The 18,615-nt window shown below is 68.6% G+C and carries 18 protein-coding genes; all 18 read right to left on the bottom strand.

Features of this window, described 5'->3' with window-relative positions; genetic code table 11:
- Positions 1-124: 124 nt before the first annotated feature.
- The 18 genes from ACFYWX_RS30130 to rho all read right to left on the bottom strand — a co-directional run bounded on the left by ACFYWX_RS30130 (position 125) and on the right by rho (position 18,438).
- Positions 125-499 carry a F0F1 ATP synthase subunit epsilon gene (locus tag ACFYWX_RS30130; RefSeq protein ID WP_389427368.1) on the bottom strand — a complete coding sequence of 125 codons (375 nt, stop codon included), beginning with the start codon at positions 497-499 and terminating at the stop codon, positions 125-127.
- A 132-nt stretch (positions 500-631) separates the two neighbouring features.
- Entirely contained in the window at positions 632-2,068 is a 1,437-nt protein-coding gene (gene atpD / locus ACFYWX_RS30125; protein WP_389427366.1) for a F0F1 ATP synthase subunit beta, read from the bottom strand.
- Entirely contained in the window at positions 2,068-2,985 is a 918-nt protein-coding gene (locus ACFYWX_RS30120) for a F0F1 ATP synthase subunit gamma (protein ID WP_389427364.1), read from the bottom strand. The genes atpD and ACFYWX_RS30120 overlap by 1 nt, the downstream gene beginning before the upstream one ends.
- Before the next feature lie 21 nt (positions 2,986-3,006).
- Positions 3,007-4,596 (bottom strand): F0F1 ATP synthase subunit alpha, encoded by a 1,590-nt coding sequence (gene atpA, locus ACFYWX_RS30115; RefSeq protein WP_389427362.1) that lies wholly within the window; start codon positions 4,594-4,596, stop codon positions 3,007-3,009.
- 128 nt (positions 4,597-4,724) lie between these two features.
- Positions 4,725-5,540: a F0F1 ATP synthase subunit delta gene (locus tag ACFYWX_RS30110; protein WP_389427360.1), complete on the bottom strand. Its 816-nt coding sequence runs from the start codon at positions 5,538-5,540 to the stop codon at positions 4,725-4,727.
- Positions 5,537-6,082, bottom strand: coding sequence for a F0F1 ATP synthase subunit B (locus ACFYWX_RS30105; RefSeq protein WP_389427358.1), 546 nt, complete (start codon positions 6,080-6,082; stop codon positions 5,537-5,539). The genes ACFYWX_RS30110 and ACFYWX_RS30105 overlap by 4 nt, the downstream gene beginning before the upstream one ends.
- Before the next feature lie 41 nt (positions 6,083-6,123).
- Complete coding sequence (gene atpE / locus ACFYWX_RS30100) at positions 6,124-6,354, bottom strand: ATP synthase F0 subunit C (protein WP_009321656.1); 231 nt, start codon at positions 6,352-6,354, stop codon at positions 6,124-6,126.
- Between the two features lie 74 nt (positions 6,355-6,428).
- Complete coding sequence (gene atpB, locus ACFYWX_RS30095; RefSeq protein ID WP_389427356.1) at positions 6,429-7,265, bottom strand: F0F1 ATP synthase subunit A; 837 nt, start codon at positions 7,263-7,265, stop codon at positions 6,429-6,431.
- 210 nt (positions 7,266-7,475) lie between these two features.
- Positions 7,476-7,922: a hypothetical protein gene (locus ACFYWX_RS30090; RefSeq protein WP_389427354.1), complete on the bottom strand. Its 447-nt coding sequence runs from the start codon at positions 7,920-7,922 to the stop codon at positions 7,476-7,478.
- A 302-nt stretch (positions 7,923-8,224) separates the two neighbouring features.
- Positions 8,225-9,559 carry an MraY family glycosyltransferase gene (locus ACFYWX_RS30085; protein ID WP_389427352.1) on the bottom strand — a complete coding sequence of 445 codons (1,335 nt, stop codon included), beginning with the start codon at positions 9,557-9,559 and terminating at the stop codon, positions 8,225-8,227.
- A gap of 129 nt (positions 9,560-9,688) precedes the next feature.
- Positions 9,689-10,927 (bottom strand): serine hydroxymethyltransferase, encoded by a 1,239-nt coding sequence (gene glyA, locus ACFYWX_RS30080; protein ID WP_389427350.1) that lies wholly within the window; start codon positions 10,925-10,927, stop codon positions 9,689-9,691.
- Positions 10,928-11,097: 170 nt separating this feature from the next.
- A complete protein-coding gene (locus tag ACFYWX_RS30075; RefSeq protein WP_389427348.1) occupies positions 11,098-11,775 on the bottom strand; it encodes a protein-tyrosine-phosphatase in 678 nt (225 codons plus the stop codon).
- The gene (locus ACFYWX_RS30070; protein WP_389427346.1) at positions 11,772-12,419 is read right to left on the bottom strand and encodes an L-threonylcarbamoyladenylate synthase; all 648 of its coding nucleotides are present in this window, start codon (positions 12,417-12,419) and stop codon (positions 11,772-11,774) included. The genes ACFYWX_RS30075 and ACFYWX_RS30070 overlap by 4 nt, the downstream gene beginning before the upstream one ends.
- Before the next feature lie 53 nt (positions 12,420-12,472).
- Positions 12,473-13,318 (bottom strand): peptide chain release factor N(5)-glutamine methyltransferase, encoded by an 846-nt coding sequence (gene prmC / locus ACFYWX_RS30065; protein WP_389427344.1) that lies wholly within the window; start codon positions 13,316-13,318, stop codon positions 12,473-12,475.
- Between the two features lie 40 nt (positions 13,319-13,358).
- Complete coding sequence (gene prfA / locus ACFYWX_RS30060; RefSeq protein ID WP_389427342.1) at positions 13,359-14,435, bottom strand: peptide chain release factor 1; 1,077 nt, start codon at positions 14,433-14,435, stop codon at positions 13,359-13,361.
- A gap of 109 nt (positions 14,436-14,544) precedes the next feature.
- Positions 14,545-14,766, bottom strand: coding sequence for a 50S ribosomal protein L31 (rpmE, locus tag ACFYWX_RS30055; RefSeq protein ID WP_015657814.1), 222 nt, complete (start codon positions 14,764-14,766; stop codon positions 14,545-14,547).
- Between the two features lie 137 nt (positions 14,767-14,903).
- Entirely contained in the window at positions 14,904-16,034 is a 1,131-nt protein-coding gene (locus ACFYWX_RS30050; RefSeq protein ID WP_389427340.1) for an LCP family protein, read from the bottom strand.
- A gap of 364 nt (positions 16,035-16,398) precedes the next feature.
- Entirely contained in the window at positions 16,399-18,438 is a 2,040-nt protein-coding gene (gene rho, locus ACFYWX_RS30045) for a transcription termination factor Rho (RefSeq protein ID WP_389427338.1), read from the bottom strand.
- Positions 18,439-18,615: the final 177 nt, after the last annotated feature.

Here is an 18,615-nt window from a genome sequence, read left to right as displayed (position 1 = left end):
AGGTACCTTCAATACAGGTAACGGAACGGAAAAAACATCCAAATCTGCCTCAGCCGCGGTCGGCTCCGGATTGCTCCGGTGCCGACCGCGGCTGAGTGACGTCATCGCATGACGGGCGCTGGGGTCAGCGCGCCGCCGCCGCACGCAGTCGTACGTCCGCGCGGCGCTCGGCGGCGGCGTCGCCCTCCGCCTTCGCGCGCTCGAGCTCCCGCTCCACGCGCTGGACGTCGATCTCGTCCGACAGCTCGGCGATCTCGGCCAGCAGCGACAGCTTGTCGTCCGCGAACGAGACGAAACCGCCGTGCACCGCGGCGACGACCGTCTCACCGTCACTCGTACGGATGGTCACCGGGCCCGACTCCAGCACACCGAGCAGCGGCTGGTGACCGGGCATGACGCCGATGTCGCCGGACGTGGTGCGCGCGACGACCAGGGTGGCCTCGCCGGACCAGACCTCTCGGTCGGCCGCGACCAGTGCGACGTGCAGCTCAGCAGCCAAGGTGGCTCCTCGGGTCACCACCCGGCGGGTCTGCCGGGTGTTGGTTACAAGTCTAGTGGGCGTGGCAGAGGGGGCGGGACGCGCCCGCCCCCTCACACGAACTCGGAGTTCAAGAACTCCTCAGGTCCGAGTTCAGGAGACGCCCAGCTCCTTGGCATTGGCCTTGAGGTCCTCGATACCACCACACAGGAAGAACGCCTGCTCCGGGAAGTGGTCGTACTCGCCGTCGATGATCGCGTTGAACGCGGTGATCGACTCGTCCAGCGGGACGTCCGACCCGTCGACGCCGGTGAACTGCTTGGCGACGTGGGTGTTCTGGGACAGGAAGCGCTCCACGCGACGGGCACGGTGGACGGTGAGCTTGTCCTCCTCGCCGAGCTCGTCGATACCGAGGATCGCGATGATGTCCTGGAGGTCCTTGTACTTCTGCAGGACCGTCTTGACGCGCATCGCGGTGTTGTAGTGATCCGCCGCGATGTAGCGCGGGTCCAGGATGCGGGACGTGGAGTCCAGCGGGTCCACGGCCGGGTAGATGCCCTTCTCGGAGATCGGACGGGAGAGAACCGTCGTCGCGTCGAGGTGGGCGAAGGTGGTGGCCGGGGCCGGGTCGGTCAGGTCGTCCGCGGGGACGTAGATCGCCTGCATCGAGGTGATCGAGTGACCACGGGTCGAGGTGATGCGCTCCTGGAGGAGACCCATCTCGTCGGCCAGGTTCGGCTGGTAGCCCACCGCGGAGGGCATACGGCCGAGCAGGGTCGAGACCTCGGAACCGGCCTGCGTGAAGCGGAAGATGTTGTCGATGAAGAACAGCACGTCCTGCTTCTGCACATCGCGGAAGTACTCCGCCATGGTCAGACCGGCAAGGGCCACGCGCAGACGGGTGCCCGGGGGCTCGTCCATCTGGCCGAAGACCAGGGCGGTCTTGTCGATGACGCCCGAGTCGGCCATCTCCTCGATGAGGTCGTTGCCCTCACGGGTGCGCTCGCCGACACCGGCGAACACGGAGACACCGTCGTGGTTGTTGGCGACGCGGTAGATCATCTCCTGGATGAGCACCGTCTTGCCGACGCCGGCACCGCCGAACAGGCCGATCTTTCCACCCTTGACGTACGGGGTGAGAAGGTCGATGACCTTGACGCCGGTCTCGAACATCTCGGTCTTCGACTCGAGCTCGTCGAAGTTGGGGGCCTTGCGGTGGATGGACCAGCGCTCGCCCTCGTACTGCTCGTCGACGTTCAGCACCTCACCGAGGGTGTTGAACACCTTGCCCTTGGTGAAGTCGCCGACCGGAACGGTGATGCCCGTGCCGGTGTCGGTGACCGGGGCCTGGCGGACCAGACCGTCGGTGGGCTGCATCGAGATCGTGCGGACCAGGCCGTCACCCAGGTGCTGGGCAACCTCCAGGGTCAGCGTCTTCTTCTCGCCTTCCTTCGCCGGGTCTGCGACCTCGACGTGAAGGGCGTTGTAGATCTCCGGCATGGCGTCGACGGGGAATTCCACGTCGACGACCGGGCCGATGACCCGGGCGACGCGGCCCGTGGCAACGGCCGTCTCAACTGTCGTCGTCATTACCTGTCACTCCCCGCGGTCGCGTCGGCCAGGGCTGCGGAGCCACCGACGATCTCGCTGATTTCCTGGGTGATTTCGGCCTGGCGGGCCGCGTTGGCAAGGCGGGAGAGCGTCTCGATGAGCTCTCCTGCGTTGTCGGTCGCCGACTTCATCGCGCGCCGCGTGGCGGCGTGCTTCGAGGCTGCCGACTGGAGGAGAGCGTTGTAGACGCGGCTCTCCACATAGCGCGGCAGCAGGGCGTCGAGGACGTCCTCCGCCGACGGCTCGAAGTCGTACAGCGGAAGGATCTCGTCCTTCGTCGTCTTCTCCTGCTCGACCTCTTCGAGGCTGAGCGGCAGCAGACGGTCGTCGAGCGCCGTCTGCGTCATCATCGAGATGAACTCGGTGAAGACGATGTGGAGTTCGTCCACGCCGCCGTCCGCCGTCTCCTTCTCGATGGCCTCGATCAGCGGACCCGCGACCTTCTTCGCGTCCGCGTAGGTGGGCTCGTCGGTGAAGCCCGACCACGACTCCGCGACCTTGCGCTCGCGGAAGTTGTAGTGGGCCAGACCGCGGCGGCCGACGATGTACGTGTCGACCTCCTTGCCCTCCGCCTCAAGACGCGCCGTCAGCTGCTCGGCGGCCTTGATCGCGTTGGAGTTGAAGGCGCCGGCCAGTCCGCGGTCGCTCGTGAGGAGCAGCACCGCGGCACGGGTCGCCGTCTCCGCCTCCGTGGTCAGCGGATGCTTGGTGTTCGAACCGGTACCGACCGCCGAGACCGCGCGGGTGAGCTCGGTCGCGTACGGCGCGGAGGCCGCCACCTTGCGCTGCGCCTTGACGACGCGCGAGGCGGCGATCATCTCCATCGCCTTGGTGATCTTCTTGGTCGCGGTGACGGATCGGATGCGACGCTTGTAGACCCGGAGCTGGGCTCCCATGAGTCAGGTCCCTTCCTTACGTCACTTGGCCGCGGCCGGGGCGTCCTCGCCGAGGAGCTTGCCGTCCGAGGTCTCGAACTGCTTCTTGAACTCGGCGATGGCGTCCGCGATGGCGGTGAGGGTGTCGTCCGACATCTTCGCGCCCTCCTTGATGGAGGTCATGAGGCCCTGCTCCTTGCGGTGCAGGTACTCGAGGAGCTCCTTCTCGAAGCGGCGGACGTCGGTGACCGGTACGTCGTCCATCTTGCCGGTGGTACCGGCCCACACGGAGACGACCTGGTCCTCGGTCGGCATCGGCTGGTACTGAGGCTGCTTGAGCAGCTCGACCAGGCGCTGACCGCGCTCCAGCTGCGACTTCGACGCGGCGTCCAGGTCGGAACCGAAGGCGGCGAACGCCTCCAGCTCACGGTACTGGGCGAGGTCGAGGCGGAGCCGGCCCGAGACCTGGCGCATGGCCTTGTGCTGGGCGGAGCCACCGACGCGGGAGACCGAGATACCGACGTTCAGGGCCGGACGCTGACCGGCGTTGAACAGGTCGGACTCCAGGAAGCACTGGCCGTCGGTGATGGAGATGACGTTGGTCGGGATGAACGCCGAGACGTCGTTGGCCTTGGTCTCGACGATCGGCAGACCGGTCATCGAGCCGGCGCCCATGTCGTCGGAGAGCTTCGCGCAGCGCTCCAGCAGACGGGAGTGCAGGTAGAAGACGTCACCCGGGTAGGCCTCACGGCCCGGCGGGCGGCGCAGCAGCAGCGACACGGCGCGGTAGGCGTCGGCCTGCTTCGACAGGTCGTCGAAGATGATCAGGACGTGCTTGCCCTCGTACATCCACTGCTGGCCGATGGCCGAGCCGGTGTACGGGGCGAGGTACTTGAAGCCGGCCGGGTCGGACGCCGGGGCGGCGACGATGGTCGTGTACTCCAGCGCGCCGGCCTCTTCGAGGGCGCCACGCACGGAGGCGATGGTCGAGCCCTTCTGACCGATGGCGACGTAGACGCAGCGGACCTGCTTCTTCGGGTCACCCGAGCGCCAGTTGTCGCGCTGGTTGATGATCGTGTCGACGGCCAGGGCGGTCTTGCCGGTCTGACGGTCACCGATGACCAGCTGACGCTGGCCACGGCCGATCGGGGTCATCGCGTCGACGGCCTTGTAGCCGGTCTCCATCGGCTCGTGCACCGACTTACGGGCCATGACGCCCGGGGCCTGCAGCTCGAGGGCGCGTCGGCCGCTGGTCTCGATCTCGCCGAGGCCGTCGATCGGGTTGCCGAGCGGGTCGACGACGCGGCCGAGGTAGCCCTCGCCGACGGCCACGGAGAGCACCTCGCCGGTACGGGTGACCGGCTGACCCTCCTCGATGCCGCTGAACTCACCGAGGACGACGGCGCCGATCTCGCGCTCTTCCAGGTTGAGCGCGAGGCCGAGGGTGCCGTCCTCGAACTTCAGCAGTTCGTTGGCCATGGCCGAGGGAAGACCCTCGACCTTCGCGATGCCGTCGCCGGCAAGGGTGACCGTACCGACCTCCTCGCGCGAGGCCGCGTCCGGCTTGTACGACTGGACGAAGTTCTCCAGCGCGTCCCGGATCTCCTCCGGCCGGATCGTGAGCTCCGCCATCTGGGTTCCCTGCTCTCCTTGTTGGGCCCGAAGTTTCACTTGGGGGGATGGGGGACTCCCCCCTGAACGAGGTGAATCCTCTGCACGGCCCAACCCGGGCCGTATTTCTACGTCTTGTTGAGTTGCTGCTAGCTCGCCATGCGGCGGGCGGCGTCGTCGATGCGGTCCGCGAGGGATCCGTTGATGACCTCGTCGCCGACCTGCACCCGGATCCCGCCGAGGACCTCGGGGTCCACGTCGAGGTTGAGGTGCATCGTGCGCCCGTAAAGCTTCGCGAGGGACGCGCCCAGGCGCTGCTTCTGCCCGTCGCTGAGCGGTACCGCGGACGTGACGACGGCCACGACACGGTCCCGCCGCTCGGCGGCGAGCTTGGACAGGGACTCGAGTCCCGCCTCCAGGCTACGTCCCCGCGGCGCGGTCACAAGGCGCGTCACCAGACGCTCGGTGCCCCGGGCGGCCCTGCCGCCCAGCAGGCTGCGCAGCAGCTCGGCCTTGGCCGAGGTACTGGCCTTGCGGTTGGTCAGCGCGGCGCGCAGCTCGGTGTTCGAGGAGATGATCCGCCCGAAGCGGAACAGCTCGTCCTCCACGTCGTCGAGCGTGCCGGCCTGCTGGGCCGCGGTGAGGTCGGCGATGTTCGCCAGGTCCTCCAGCGCGTCCACCAGGTCGCGCGACTGCGACCAGCGGGAGCGCACCAGTCCGGACACCAGGTCGGCGGTCTCCCCGCTGATCTGGCCGCCGAGCAGGCGCTGGGCCAGCTCGGCCTTGGCCTCACCGGCCTGCGCCGGGTCGGTCAGGACCCGACGCAGCGACACCTCGCGGTCGAGCAGCGCGGTGACGGCGGCCAGCTCGTCGGCGAGCTTCGCCGCGTCCACGGACGTGGCGTCCGTCAGCGCGTCGAGACGCTCGCGTGCGGCTGCCAGGGCCTCGCGGCTCGCTCCGTTCATCGCGTGGCCTCGGCCTTCTCCTCGAGCTCGTCGAGGAAGCGGTCGATGACGCGGCTCTGCCGGGCGTGGTCCTCGAGGGACTCACCGACGAGCTTGCCGGCCAGCTCGGTGGCGAGCTTGCCGACGTCCTGACGCAGCGCGGACGCGGCGGCCTTGCGGTCGGCCTCGATCTGCGCGTGACCGGCGGCGACGATCTCCTCGCGCTGCCGCTGGCCCTCGGCGCGCATCTCGGCGATGAGCGTCGCGCCCTGCTCCTGCGCCTCCTGGCGCAGACGCGCGGCCTCGTGGCGGGCCTCGGCGAGCTGGGCCTTGTACTGCTCCAGAACGCTCTGGGCCTCGGTCTGGGCAATCTCGGCCTTCTCGATACCGCCCTCGATGGCCTCGCGACGCTCTTCCAGAACCTTGTTGATGTTCGGGAGGAGCTTCTTGGCGAGGAAGCCGAAGACGATGACGAAGGCGATCAGGCCGATGACAAGCTCGGGGATCGGCGGGATGAGGGGATTTTCCATCTCCTCAGCCGCGACCGTGAGCAGCTGGCTCATGTGTGTGCCTTTCGTCTAGTCGGCTGGTCGTCGATCAGCGATCAGTAGCCGTAGACGAACGGCATGACCAGACCGATCAGGGCCAGCGCCTCACAGAACGCGAAGCCGAGGATCTGGTTGGCGCGGATCAGGCCGGCCGCCTCGGGCTGACGGGCCAGGGCCTGGGTGCCGTTACCGAAGATGATGCCGACGCCGACGCCGGGGCCGATGGCAGCGAGGCCGTAGCCGATGGAGCCGAGGGAGCCTTCGACAGCAGCAAGGGTCTGGGACATGCCAGTTCTTCCTTTTCTTTGCGGACCGGTGGGGGTTGGCCACCGGACGACTGGAGGGCGTGAGTGCGGGGTGCTCAGTGGTGCTCGGCGAGCGCGCCCTGGATGAAGCTGCACGTCAGGAGTACGAAGACATACGCCTGAAGGGCCTGGACGAAGAGCTCGAAGGCCGTCATGACGATGACCATGACGAACGAGACTCCGGCGTAGGCGATCCCGATGCCGTTCAGCAGGTACCAGCTGGCGATCGTGAAGAGCAGCAGCAGGGTGTGACCCGCGAACATGTTCGCGAAGAGTCGGACGGCGTGGGTGAACGGCCGGATGAGCAGGTTGGAGAAGAGCTCGATGAACATCGCCAGCGGCAGAACCGCGCCGAGCGACTTGTCGTAGCCGGTGAAGTTCTTGAAGGCACCGACGAAGCCGTGCCGCTTGAACGTCAGCGAGACCCAGAGGACGTAGACGATCGCTGCGAGAACAGCCGGGTACGAAATGATCGACGTCACCGGGAACTGGGCGACCGGGATGATCGACCAGAGGTTCATCATCCAGACGAAGAAGAAGAGCGAGACGATGAGCGGTACGTACTTCTCACCCTCCTTCTTTCCGATGGTCTCGTAGACGACTCCGCGCCGGATGAAGTCGTAGCCGGCCTCGGCGACCATCTGCAGCTTGCCCGGGACGACCTGGGGCTTGCGGAACGCGGCCCAGAAGAAGCCGACGATGATGATCGAGCCGAGCAGCGCCAGCAGCATCGTCTTGTTGAAGTACACGTTGCTGTCCCCGTCGCCCCAGATGGGCTCGAACAGGAACGAGTGCAGGCCGGGAGAAGGGAAGCCACAGCCGTCGAAGATGTGGCAGTCGGTCTCGAAGGCGAGCACCTGCGTCGGGTCAGCACTCACCGCGGGCTCCTTCATCGTGGCGCATAGGTACGGCAACCTCGTTGTGTCGGCGCGGCACGCTGCCGCAGTTCGGCACGGGACTGGTGTTACGGATGTGGGGGCGGCTGTGGGGCATCTCGCCTCGCGTTTGAGCAGGCGTCAGCTCGGATGCCCGCGCCCGCGATGCCGCAGTTGGCACCGGACGATAGCAGGACTTCTCGTGCGCCTTTATCCCGGCCCTACCTCTCACGACGAGTGCCCCGTCTTTTCGGGCGTGCCACCGGTCGAGGAGGCGCCCGAATCGGGTTCGACGTAGAGGATCTTGGACTTCATGTGGGCACGCGTCTGCGCGGCGATCCACGCGAGGGTGCCGGCGACGAGCGTGAGTGCGAAGGCCCGGGGGTTGAACAGCGTCGTGTGCTTGAAGGCCGCGACGAAGATGAACAGCAGCAGGATCTGCGCTCCGTAGAGCATGAGACCCATCGCCTGGAAGAGGTGCGGAAGCGATTTGGCAGTGCGCTGCAGGACGTACAGACCGATCCCCATGAAGAGGATCACCACCAGCGTTCCGACGACCGCCCCGATCGCACCCTCGCCACCGGCCGCGACCGCACCGATGACAGCGGCGACAGCGCCGACGGCAACGGTGGGCACCGCGGCCTGGGCCAGGATCCGGACGTCATTGGACGGCATGGCGGCAACTCCGCTTTCACAGGGGGGCAGGGTGTCGTCATGGACGAGCGTAGTCCCCGGGGCGGAGTGCTGGAGAACTCGCGCCAATGGGCCGTCGCACTGCGGCCCTTCGGCTCTGTCCGGGGTTCTCGTGAACGGTATCACAAACTATTTGATGAGGTCTTTACCTGGATCGTGTGCTCGCTGTCACACATGAGAGTGACCGTGCGCGTCTGTGCGGAAACGGCGCCCTTTTGTCTGGTATAGGGGCGCTTTGGTCACCCATTGCTCCCCCACGACTTGGCAATGCTCTAGTCAGATTCTTACCTTGGGAGCCGCGAACGGGGGCCCACAGCGGTCGCTCCGTTGACTCCCGACACTCCCGCCACGACCGGGGTGCGCGTCTCTTCCATGTCCTCGGCCTCCTCGACCGAGGCAGCCTGCTCCACGGCGGGCACCGACTCCGCCGACGCGGCGGCGGCGGCCCGGCGACGGCGGCGGTAGCGCGGCGGCACGAAGTGCTCGGCCCACCGCGGTGTCCGCGGGGTGAAGCGCGGCAGCAGGAGCAGCGCCAGCCCCATCGCGCTGAGGAAGACGATGCCCAGGACGATCCACATGGACGCCGAGTTGACGGAGTAGGCGAGCGCGCCGAACGCGATCAGCGCCGACCAGAAGTACATGATCAGCACCGCGCGGCTGTGCGAGTGGCCGACCTCCAGGAGCCGGTGGTGCAGATGCCCGCGGTCCGCTGCGAACGGCGACTGACCCCGCCACGTACGGCGCACGATCGCCAGGATCAGGTCGGCGGCCGGGATCGCGATGATCGTCAGCGGCATCACCAGCGGGATGTAGACCGGCACCATCTGGTGGACGGCGCTGCGCTCGGAACCGGAGAACAGCTTCATCACGTCCGGGTCGACCTGACCCGTCACCGAGATCGCGCCCGCCGCGAGCACCAGGCCGATGAGCATCGAGCCCGAGTCACCCATGAAGATCCGCGCGGGGTGCATGTTGTGCGGCAGGAAGCCCAGGCACATGCCCATCAGGATCGCCGCGAAGAGGGTGGCCGGGGCGGCGGCCTCGATGCCGTACGAGTACCAGATGCGGTAGGCGTACATGAAGAACGCTGCCGCGGCGATGCACACCATGCCGGCGGCGAGGCCGTCGAGGCCGTCCACGAAGTTGACCGCGTTGATGGTGATGACGACCAGGGCCACCGTCAGCAGCGTGCCCTGCCACTGGGTGAGCGCGACCGTGCCGACGGTCGGGATGGGCAGCCACAGAATCGTCAGACCCTGCATGACCATCACACCGGCGGCGATCATCTGGCCGCCCAGCTTGATCAGGGCGTCGATCTCGAACTTGTCGTCGAGGACACCGATCAGCCAGATCAGCGCCGCCCCGGACAGCAGCGCGCGCGGCTCGTTCGACTTCTCGAAGACCTCGTTGAGGTTGGTGAGGTGGTCCGCGACCAACAGGCCCGCGCACAGTCCGAAGAACATCGCGATCCCGCCGAGCCGCGGAGTGGGCTCCCGGTGCACGTCACGTGCCCGGATCTCCGGCATCGCTCCGGCCACGATCGCGAACTTCCGTACCGGCCCTGTCAGCAGATACGTCACCGCGGCCGTGATGCAGAGCGTCAGCAGGTATTCACGCACGGGCTTCCCCACAGGTCTCGCTGGCCATCTCAGCCCCACACCCTAGCGATGGCTGCATACGGTTGGGGACTTCCGGGTAGCGACGATGGTTGCACGTGTGGCTGTGTACGGATGCGCACCTACCCCGGTTCAGCGCGGATACGGCGGAAATCCCCCGGTGAGATCCCGCACTTCTTCACGAGCCTTCTTGGCCTCGACGTCCTCCCGCAGCACCCCCGCCACCAGCATCGCGACGCGCTCCATCTCCCGCTCCCCCATGCCCTGAGTGGTCACCGCCGCCGTACCCAGGCGCAGGCCACGGGCGGCATCGTGAGGCAGGGCACAGCAGTCCAGCACGATCCCGGCGGCGGTGAGCCGGCCGCGCGCGGTGCGTCCGTCGACGCCGAGGGGCGCGGGGTCGGCGGTGATGAGGTGGGTGTCGGTGCCGCCGGTGACGACGACCAGCCCCTGGGCCCGCAGACCGGCCGCGAGAACCCTCGCATTGGCAACCACCTGATGGGCGTACGCCGAGAACGCCGGAGTTGCCGCCTCCCCGAAGGCGACCGCCTTCGCGGCGATGGAATGCATCTGGGCCCCGCCCTGCGTGAACGGAAAAACGGCCCGGTCCACCCGCTCGGCGAGTTCGGAGCCGCACAGGAGCATGCCGCCGCGCGGACCGCGCAGCACCTTGTGCGTGGTGGCGCACACGATGTCGGCGAACGGCACCGGACTGGGCGCCGCTCCCCCGGCGACGAGCCCGATCGGGTGCGCCGCGTCGGCGATCAGATAGGCCCCGACCTCGTCGGCGATCTCCCGGAAGAGGGCGTAGTCGATGTGGCGGGGATAGGCGATCGACCCGCAGACGATCGCCTTGGGACGGTGGTTGTGGGCCAGCGTCCGCACCTGCTCGTAGTCGATGAGCCCGCTCTCCGCGTCGACCCCGTACCCGACGAAGTCGAACCAGCGGCCGGAGAAGTTCGCGGGCGAGCCGTGCGTGAGGTGACCGCCGTACGGCAGCCCGAGCGCGAGGACGGTGTCACCGGGGCGCAGCAGGGCGGCGTACGCGGCGAGAACGGCCGACGAGCCGGAGTGCGCCTGCACGTTGGCGTGCTCGGCCCCGAACAGCGCCTTGGCCCGCGATACGGCGATACTCTCGGCGACGTCGACGATCTCGCAGCCACCGTGGTGCCGGGCCCCCGGATACCCCTCCGCGTACTTGTTCGCGAGCGGCGAGCCGAGGGCCGCCAGCACAGCCGGCGAGCAGAAGTTCTCGGCGGCGATCAACTGAAGCGCCGTCGACTGCCGCGTGACCTCCCCGAGCAGGATCTCCGCGAGCTCGGGGTCCTGCCGCCGCAGGACATCCACCTCAAGACCTTGGCTGACCGTCATGCTGGGCTCCGGTCGTCGACGCTGACGTACGACCAATGTAGGCCCGACCCATGAGAGTCGCCCGCTACTGCTGTGGGCAGGCGTTCCGCAGAGGCGATGGGGGTCCCCCCGGGGGAGGGTGGGCACAGCCGACAGCGCCGGGTGCCGCTTCAAGCAACGCCCGCAGTCACCTACGCCCGAGCCCGCACCCCGGTCAACGCCGTCACCACCGGATCCAGCGCCTGGTGTATCTCGTCCCCCACCGAACGAAAGAACGGCAGCGGAGCCCCATACGGGTCATACACCTCGTCCGCCTCAAGAGTGGGCGCCAGCAACCACCCCCGCAGCGCCGCCGCAGCCCGCACCAACGCCCGCGCCCGCGCCACCACCCCGTCCTCCAACGGAGGCAACGTCGCCGGATCTATCGCCTTCACCAGCCGCGTGAACTCCTTCAGGGTGAACGTCCGCAACCCCGCCGAATGCCCCATCGAGATCACCTGCGCCCGATGGTCACGCGTAGCCGTCAGCACCAGGTCGGCCATGATGACGTGCTCGTCGAGCAGTTCCCGCCCCACGAACCCCGACGCGTCCGCCCCGAAATCCGCCAGCACGGTCTCCGCGTTCGCCTCCATCGGCGCGCCCTCATGGCCCCAGGTCCCCGCACTCTCCACGATCAGCCCGCCGCCCAGCACCCCGAGCCGCTGCGACACGAAATGCCGGGTCAGCCGCTCGGTGATCGGCGAGCGGCACACGTTGCCGGTGCTGACGTGGAGGATGCGGAAGCTGTCGCGCGGAAACCCGAAAGTCGTCGTTTCCTCCGCCGTGCGCTCCCCGCTGCCTATGCCACGCCCCGAGTCAGGGGCTGTCAATTCGCCACCTCGAGGTCGGGTACGACCTTCCGCAGCTCATCCGCGGAGATCGCGCCCTCACGCAGCAGCAGCGGCACCTCACGGCTGACGTCGACGATCGACGACGGCACGTTGCCGGGCGTCGGACCGCCGTCCAGGTACACGGAGACCGAGTCGCCGAGCATCTCCTGCGCCTCGTCACAGTTCTCCGGCGCCGGGTGCCCGGTGAGGTTCGCGGAGGAGACCGCCATCGGCCCGACCTCTGTCAGCAGCTCGATGGCGACCGGGTGAAGCGGCATGCGCACGGCAACCGTGCCCCGGGTGTCCCCGAGGTCCCACTGGAGCGACGGCTGGTGCTTGGCGACGAGCGTCAGCGCGCCCGGCCAGAACGCGTCGACCAGCTCCCAGGCCAGCTCGCTGAAGTCCGTGACGAGACCATGGAGCGTGTTCGGGGAGCCGATCAGCACAGGAGTGGGCATGTTGCGGCCCCGCCCCTTGGCGTCGAGGAGGTCGCCGACGGCCTCCTTGGCGAACGCGTCGGCGCCGATGCCGTACACCGTGTCGGTGGGGAGGACCACCAGTTCGCCACGGCGGACGGCGGACGCGGCCTCGCGCAGACCGGTCACACGGTCGGTCGCGTCGTTGGTGTCGTATCGCCGTGCCATTTAGCGGGCCTCCTCGTACACGTACTGCTGCGGGTCGAAAGTCGTAGTCGCGCTCACGGCATCGCCCTGCGGGCCGTCGCGAAGCGCGGGCGGTTGTTGAGGTCGGGGTGATCGGCCGCGTCGGCCCAGCCCCGCTCCTCGGTGAAGATCCACGGGACCTGTCCGCCCTGGGTGTCCGCGTGCTCGATCACGACGACACCGCCGGGGCGCAGCAGCCGGTGCGCGGTGCGCTCCAGGCCGCGGATGAGGTCGAGGCCGTCCTCGCCGGAGAACAGGGCCAGGTCGGGGTCGTAGTCCCGGGCCTCGGGAGCGACGTACTCCCATTCGGTGAGCGGGATGTACGGCGGGTTGGAGATGACCAGGTCGACCTGTCCGTCGAGGTCGCGGAAGGCGTCCCGGGCGTCGCCCTGGCGCAGGTCGACCCTGGACCCCTCCGTGTTCTTGCGGGTCCACCTGAGGGCGTCCTCGGACAGCTCCACGGCGTGCACCCTGGAGCGCGGCACCTCCTGGGCGAGGGCGAGCGCGATGGCGCCGGAACCGGTGCACAGGTCCACGATCAGCGGCTCGACGACGTCCATCGCGCGTACGGCGTCTATGGCCCACCCGACGACCGACTCGGTCTCGGGACGCGGGACGAACACGCCGGGCCCGACCTGGAGTTCCAGGTACCGGAAGAAGGCGCGCCCGGTGATGTGCTGCAGCGGTTCCCGCTGTTCACGGCGCGCGATGACTTCCCAGTACCGGGCGTCGAAGTCGGAGTCCTTCACGGAGTGCAACTCGCCCCGCTTCACGCCGTGCACGAACGCGGCGAGCTCCTCCGCGTCGTTGCGCGGCGAGGGCACGCCGGCGTCGGCCAGCCGCTGGGTGGCCTGAGCCACCTCTGCGAGCAGCAGGTTCACGCAAGTCCTCCGTGTCGTACTCGTCCGTACGTGCCGTGTCTTACGCGGCCGCCAGCTTCGCCGCCGAGTCCGCGTCTACGCAGGCCTGGATCACCGCGTCGAGGTCGCCGTCCAGGACCTGGTCCAGGTTGTACGCCTTGAAGCCGACGCGGTGGTCCGAAATGCGGTTCTCCGGGAAGTTGTACGTGCGGATCTTCTCGGAGCGGTCGACGGTGCGGACCTGGCTGCGGCGGGCGTCGGCGGCCTCACGCTCCGCCTCCTCCTGCGCCGCAGCGAGCAGCCTGGAGCGCAGGATACGCATCGCCTGCTCCTTGTTCTGCAGCTGGCTCTTCTCGTTCTGGCAGGAGGCGACGACACCGGTCGGGATGTGCGTGATGCGCACGGCCGAGTCGGTGGTGTTGACGGACTGCCCGCCGGGCCCGGAGGAGCGGTAGACGTCGATGCGGAGGTCGTTGGGGTTGATCTCCACGTCCACCTCCTCGGCCTCCGGGGTGACCAGGACACCGGCCGCCGAGGTGTGGATACGGCCCTGGGACTCCGTCGCCGGGACGCGCTGGACGCGGTGCACGCCGCCCTCGTACTTCAGGCGGGCCCACACACCCTGGCCGGGCTCCGTGGCGCCTTGGCCGCCCTTGGTCTTCACGGCGACCTGGACGTCCTTGTAGCCGCCGAGCTCGGACTCGGTGGCGTCGATGATCTCGGTCTTCCAGCCGACGCGCTCGGCGTAGCGCAGATACATGCGCAGCAGGTCGCCGGCGAAGAGGGCGGACTCGTCGCCGCCCGCGCCCGCCTTGATCTCGAGGAGGACGTCCTTGTCGTCGCTGGGGTCGCGCGGGACGAGCAGGAGGCGGAGCTTCTCGGTCAGCTCGTCGCGCTGCTTGTCCAGTTCCTTGACCTCGGCGGCGAAGTCGGGGTCGTCCGCGGCGAGTTCGCGCGCGGTCTCCATGTCGTCGCCGGTCTGCTTCCAGGAGCGGTACGTGGCGACGATCGGGGTGAGCTCGGCGTAGCGCTTGTTCAGCTTGCGCGCGTTGGCCTGGTCGGAGTGGACCGACGGGTCGGCGAGCTTCTTCTCCAGGTCGGCGTGCTCGGTGACGAGCTCCTCGACGGCCTCGAACATCTTTCGGCTCCTGTACTGCAGGGGGAAGGGAAGGCGGGCGACCAAAAACGCCGGTCCCGGCGCGCGCCTCGAAGGGGCGCGCAGCCGTGGACCGGCGAAATGGGGCTCGCTACTTCTTGGAGCCGGCGGCCTTGCCGAAGCGGGCCTCGAAGCGGGCCACACGGCCACCGGTGTCGAGGATCTTCTGCTTGCCCGTGTAGAACGGGTGGCACTCGGAGCAGACCTCGGCGCGGATGGTGCCGCTCTCGATCGTGCTACGGGTGGTGAACGACGCGCCACAGGTGCAGCTGACCTGCGTCTCGACGTACTCGGGGTGGATGTCGCGCTTCAAGGTGTCTCCTAGTTTCGGGAGGGCGCCGGGTCGCAGCCGCGGGATGCGGAGGCGTGAACCGGAGCCGACGTACCAGTCTGCCAGGACTGGCCGCATCCCCCAAAACCGGGGGGTGAGCCGAACTATTCCCGGGAGGCCTACGAGGACGTCACGACGCCGTCGGCCTCGCCCTTGGCGTTGCCCTTGACGGCGGACTTCGGGATCGTCCGGTCGTTCTTGAGGGCCGTCCAGACCTGCTGGGACTTGGTCTTCTCGATGAGCACACGGTTGGGGTTGGCCGGGTCGTACTGCACCGGCATCGTCACCATGTTCATCTTCGAGGCGCTGATGCCCTTCAGTCCGTTCGCGAAGGACATCAGGGAGTTCAGGGAGCCCAGGTCGGAGTCGGTCGTCACCGTCTTGGTCGCGGTGTTGGCGAGGTCGTACAGCTTCGTGCCGTCGCTGAAGAGGCCGATGTGCTTGACCTGGTCGACCAGGGCCTTGATGAAGGCCTGCTGGAGCTGGATGCGGCCGAGGTCGGAGCCGTCGCCGACGCCGTGCCGGGTGCGGACCAGGCCGAGGGCCTGCTTGCCGTTGAGCGTGTGCGTGCCGGCCTTCAGCTTCAGGTGGCTGTCGGGGTCGTCGATGTTCTTGGTGGTGGTGATGTCGACGCCGCCGAGCTGGTCGATCAGCTTCTGGAAGCCGGAGAAGTCGACCTCCAGGTAGTGGTCCATACGGATGCCGCTGAGGGACTCCACCGTCTTCACGGCGCAGGCGGCGCCGCCGGTGGTGTACGCGGAGTTGAACATCACGTCGGACGCGGCGTCGTGGGTGTCGCCCTTGGTGTCGGTGCACTCGGGACGGTCGATGAGGGTGTCGCGCGGGATGGAGACCACGCTGGCCTTCTTGTGGCCCTCGTACACGTGGATGACCATCGCCGTGTCGGAGCGGGCGCTGCCGTCGTCGGTGCCGCCGCCGAGCTTCTTGTTGCTGCCTGCGCGGGTGTCCGAGCCGAGGACCAGGATGTTCTCGGAGCCGTTGTCGACCTTCTCGGGCCGGTCGGTGCCGAGGGCCTGGTCGATGTCGACGCTCTTGATGTTGCCGTTGAGCTTGAAGTACAGGTAGCCGGCTCCGGTGCCGCCGAGGACGACGATGCCCGCAGCGGTCCAGGCCATGATCATCAGGCCCTTGCGCCGGCCTCTGGGCTTGCGTCGGTGGCCCTTGGCGCGGTGACGCGGGCCTGTGCCGCCGCCCGGTATGGCGGGGTCCGGCGTGCTCTCGGCAGACATGTGCTCCTCGGTTTCGTCCGGTCGGTTACCCCCTGCGGTCAGGGTCAGGCTCGGTGTGTCGGCACCTGCACCGCACCATCGTCACTCCGTCCGGTCAGACGGCGAAACTCGGGAAAGGGTTGCACAACGGACTGTGCCCGATTCGTGGAGGGCCGGACACGGTCCGTAGTCGACCGAGCGGGTCGTACCCCGCTCACCTGCGGATTCAGCCCATGAGGCCGTACTTGTCGTAGTCGGTGCCGACGAAGATCCTTGTGGCGAAGGTCTCGCTGGTGGCGTTTCCGGTGCCCTTGTACCGGTGCCCTTGCGGAGGACAGCAGGAAGGGCCGCCCCCGGAGGGACGGCCCTTGGAGAAGCGCTTGCCTCAGTCGCCGTTGCCCGGCGTGGGCGTCGTCTTCTGGATCTGCATCAGGAACTCGCCGTTCGACTTCGTCTGCTTCATCTTGTCGAGGAGCAGCTCGATCGCCTGCTGCTGGTCGAGCGCGTGCAGCACGCGGCGCAGCTTCCAGGTGACGGCGAGCTCGTCGCTGCCGAGCAGGATCTCTTCCTTACGGGTGCCGGACGCGTCGACGTCCACCGCCGGGAAGATGCGCTTGTCGGCGAGCTTCCGGTCGAGCTTGAGCTCGGCGTTGCCGGTGCCCTTGAACTCCTCGAAGATGACCTCGTCCATGCGGGACCCGGTGTCCACCAGGGCGGTGGCGAGGATGGTCAGCGAGCCGCCGTCCTCGATGTTGCGGGCCGCACCGAAGAAGCGCTTCGGCGGGTACAGGGCGGTCGAGTCGACACCACCGGACAGGATGCGGCCGGAGGCCGGGGCGGCGAGGTTGTACGCACGGCCCAGACGCGTGATCGAGTCGAGCAGCACGACCACGTCGTGGCCCAGCTCGACGAGACGCTTCGCGCGCTCGATGGCGAGCTCGGCGACCGTCGTGTGGTCCTCGGCCGGGCGGTCGAAGGTCGAGGAGATGACCTCGCCCTTGACCGACCGCTGCATGTCGGTGACCTCTTCCGGACGCTCGTCGACCAGGACGACCATCAGGTGGCACTCGGGGTTGTTGTGGGTGATCGCGTTGGCGATCGCCTGCATGATCATGGTCTTGCCGGTCTTCGGCGGGGCCACGATCAGACCGCGCTGGCCCTTACCGATCGGCGACACGAGGTCGATGATGCGGGTGGTCAGCACGCCCGGGTCCGTCTCCAGACGGAGGCGGTCCTGCGGGTACAGCGGGGTCAGCTTGTTGAACTCCGGGCGGCCACGGCCGTGTTCGGGCGCCATGCCGTTGGTGGAGTCCAGGCGGACCAGCGCGTTGAACTTCTCGCGGCGCTCGCCGTCCTTGGGCTGACGCACGGCACCGGTGATGTGGTCACCCTTGCGCAGGCCGTTCTTGCGGACCTGGGCGAGGGAGACGTACACGTCGTTCGGCCCGGGCAGGTAGCCCGACGTACGGATGAAGGCGTAGTTGTCGAGGATGTCCAGGATGCCCGCGACGGGGATCAGGACGTCGTCGTCGGTGAGCTGCGGCTCGGGGGCGATGTCGTCGCGGCCACGGCGGCCACGGCGGTCGCGGTAGCGGCCGCGACGGCCCCGGCGGCCACCGTCGAAGTCGTCGTCGTCCTGCGGACCGGCGCCCCGGTCCTGACGGCCGCCGCCCTGCTGCTGGCTCTGCTGCTGACCGCGCTGCGGGCCGCCCTGCTGCTCGTCGCTCTTGCGACGGTCACCGCGGTCACCGCGGTCACCGCGCTCCGGGCGGTCGCCGCGCTCCCCGCGGTCACGGCCGCGCTCACGGCGGTCGCGGCGACGGCCCTCGCCGCCGTCGGCGTCGCCCTGCGGCTGGGCCGGGGTCTCGGCCTTGGCCTCGCTCTTCGCCTCGGCGGCGACCGTCTCGGGGCTGCTCGTCGGCGCGCCCGCGTCGGCGGTCACGCGGCGGCGACGGCGCTCGGCGGGAGCCTCGTCGCCTGCGGCGGCGCCCTGCTCGGCCGCGGCCTTGGGGGACGGCTGGCCGGGGATCTCGATCTGCTGCTGGGCCACGGCCTTCTCGGCGGGGGCGTCAGTAGCCTTCTCCGCCTTCTTCTCGGCGGCGGCCTCGCCCGTACGGGCCTTGGAGGTGGCGCGGCGCTTCGGCTTGGTCTCGCCGGCGGCCTCGGCCTTCGCGGCCGGGGCGGCACCCCCTCCCGCCTGCGCCTCCTTGATGACCTCGATCAGCTGGCTCTTGCGCATACGCGCCGTGCCCCTGATTCCGAGGCCGGATGCGACCTGCTGCAGCTCGGCCAGCACCATGCCATCGAGGCCGGTGCCGCGGCGCCGCCGGGAGCCGGCACCGGTGGCAGGCGCGGAGGCGTCCGTGGCGGGCGCGGCAGCGGTCTCCTCGACACGTGCGCCCATCAGATCGGTGGTGTCGCTCACGAAGGGTCCTTCCCTGGAGCGGACGTCGGCCTGTCTGGCTCGGCGACCGGTTGTGCTGTCCGACTCCGGTCCTTGTGGTGTGGACGAAGCCGGGGCGGTGGTCCGCCAAAGCGGCGGAAGAGATTTCAGGTGATGGCGCTTCCTCGAGCCGTGACACCCAGTGTCACGTGGCGTGGT

This window comes from Streptomyces sp. NPDC002888, assembly GCF_042888465.1.
In the GTDB taxonomy this organism is placed as follows: Bacteria; Actinomycetota; Actinomycetes; order Streptomycetales; family Streptomycetaceae; genus Streptomyces.
Note: the sequence above shows the minus strand (reverse complement) of the source record. Positions and strands in the feature narration are given on the sequence as shown.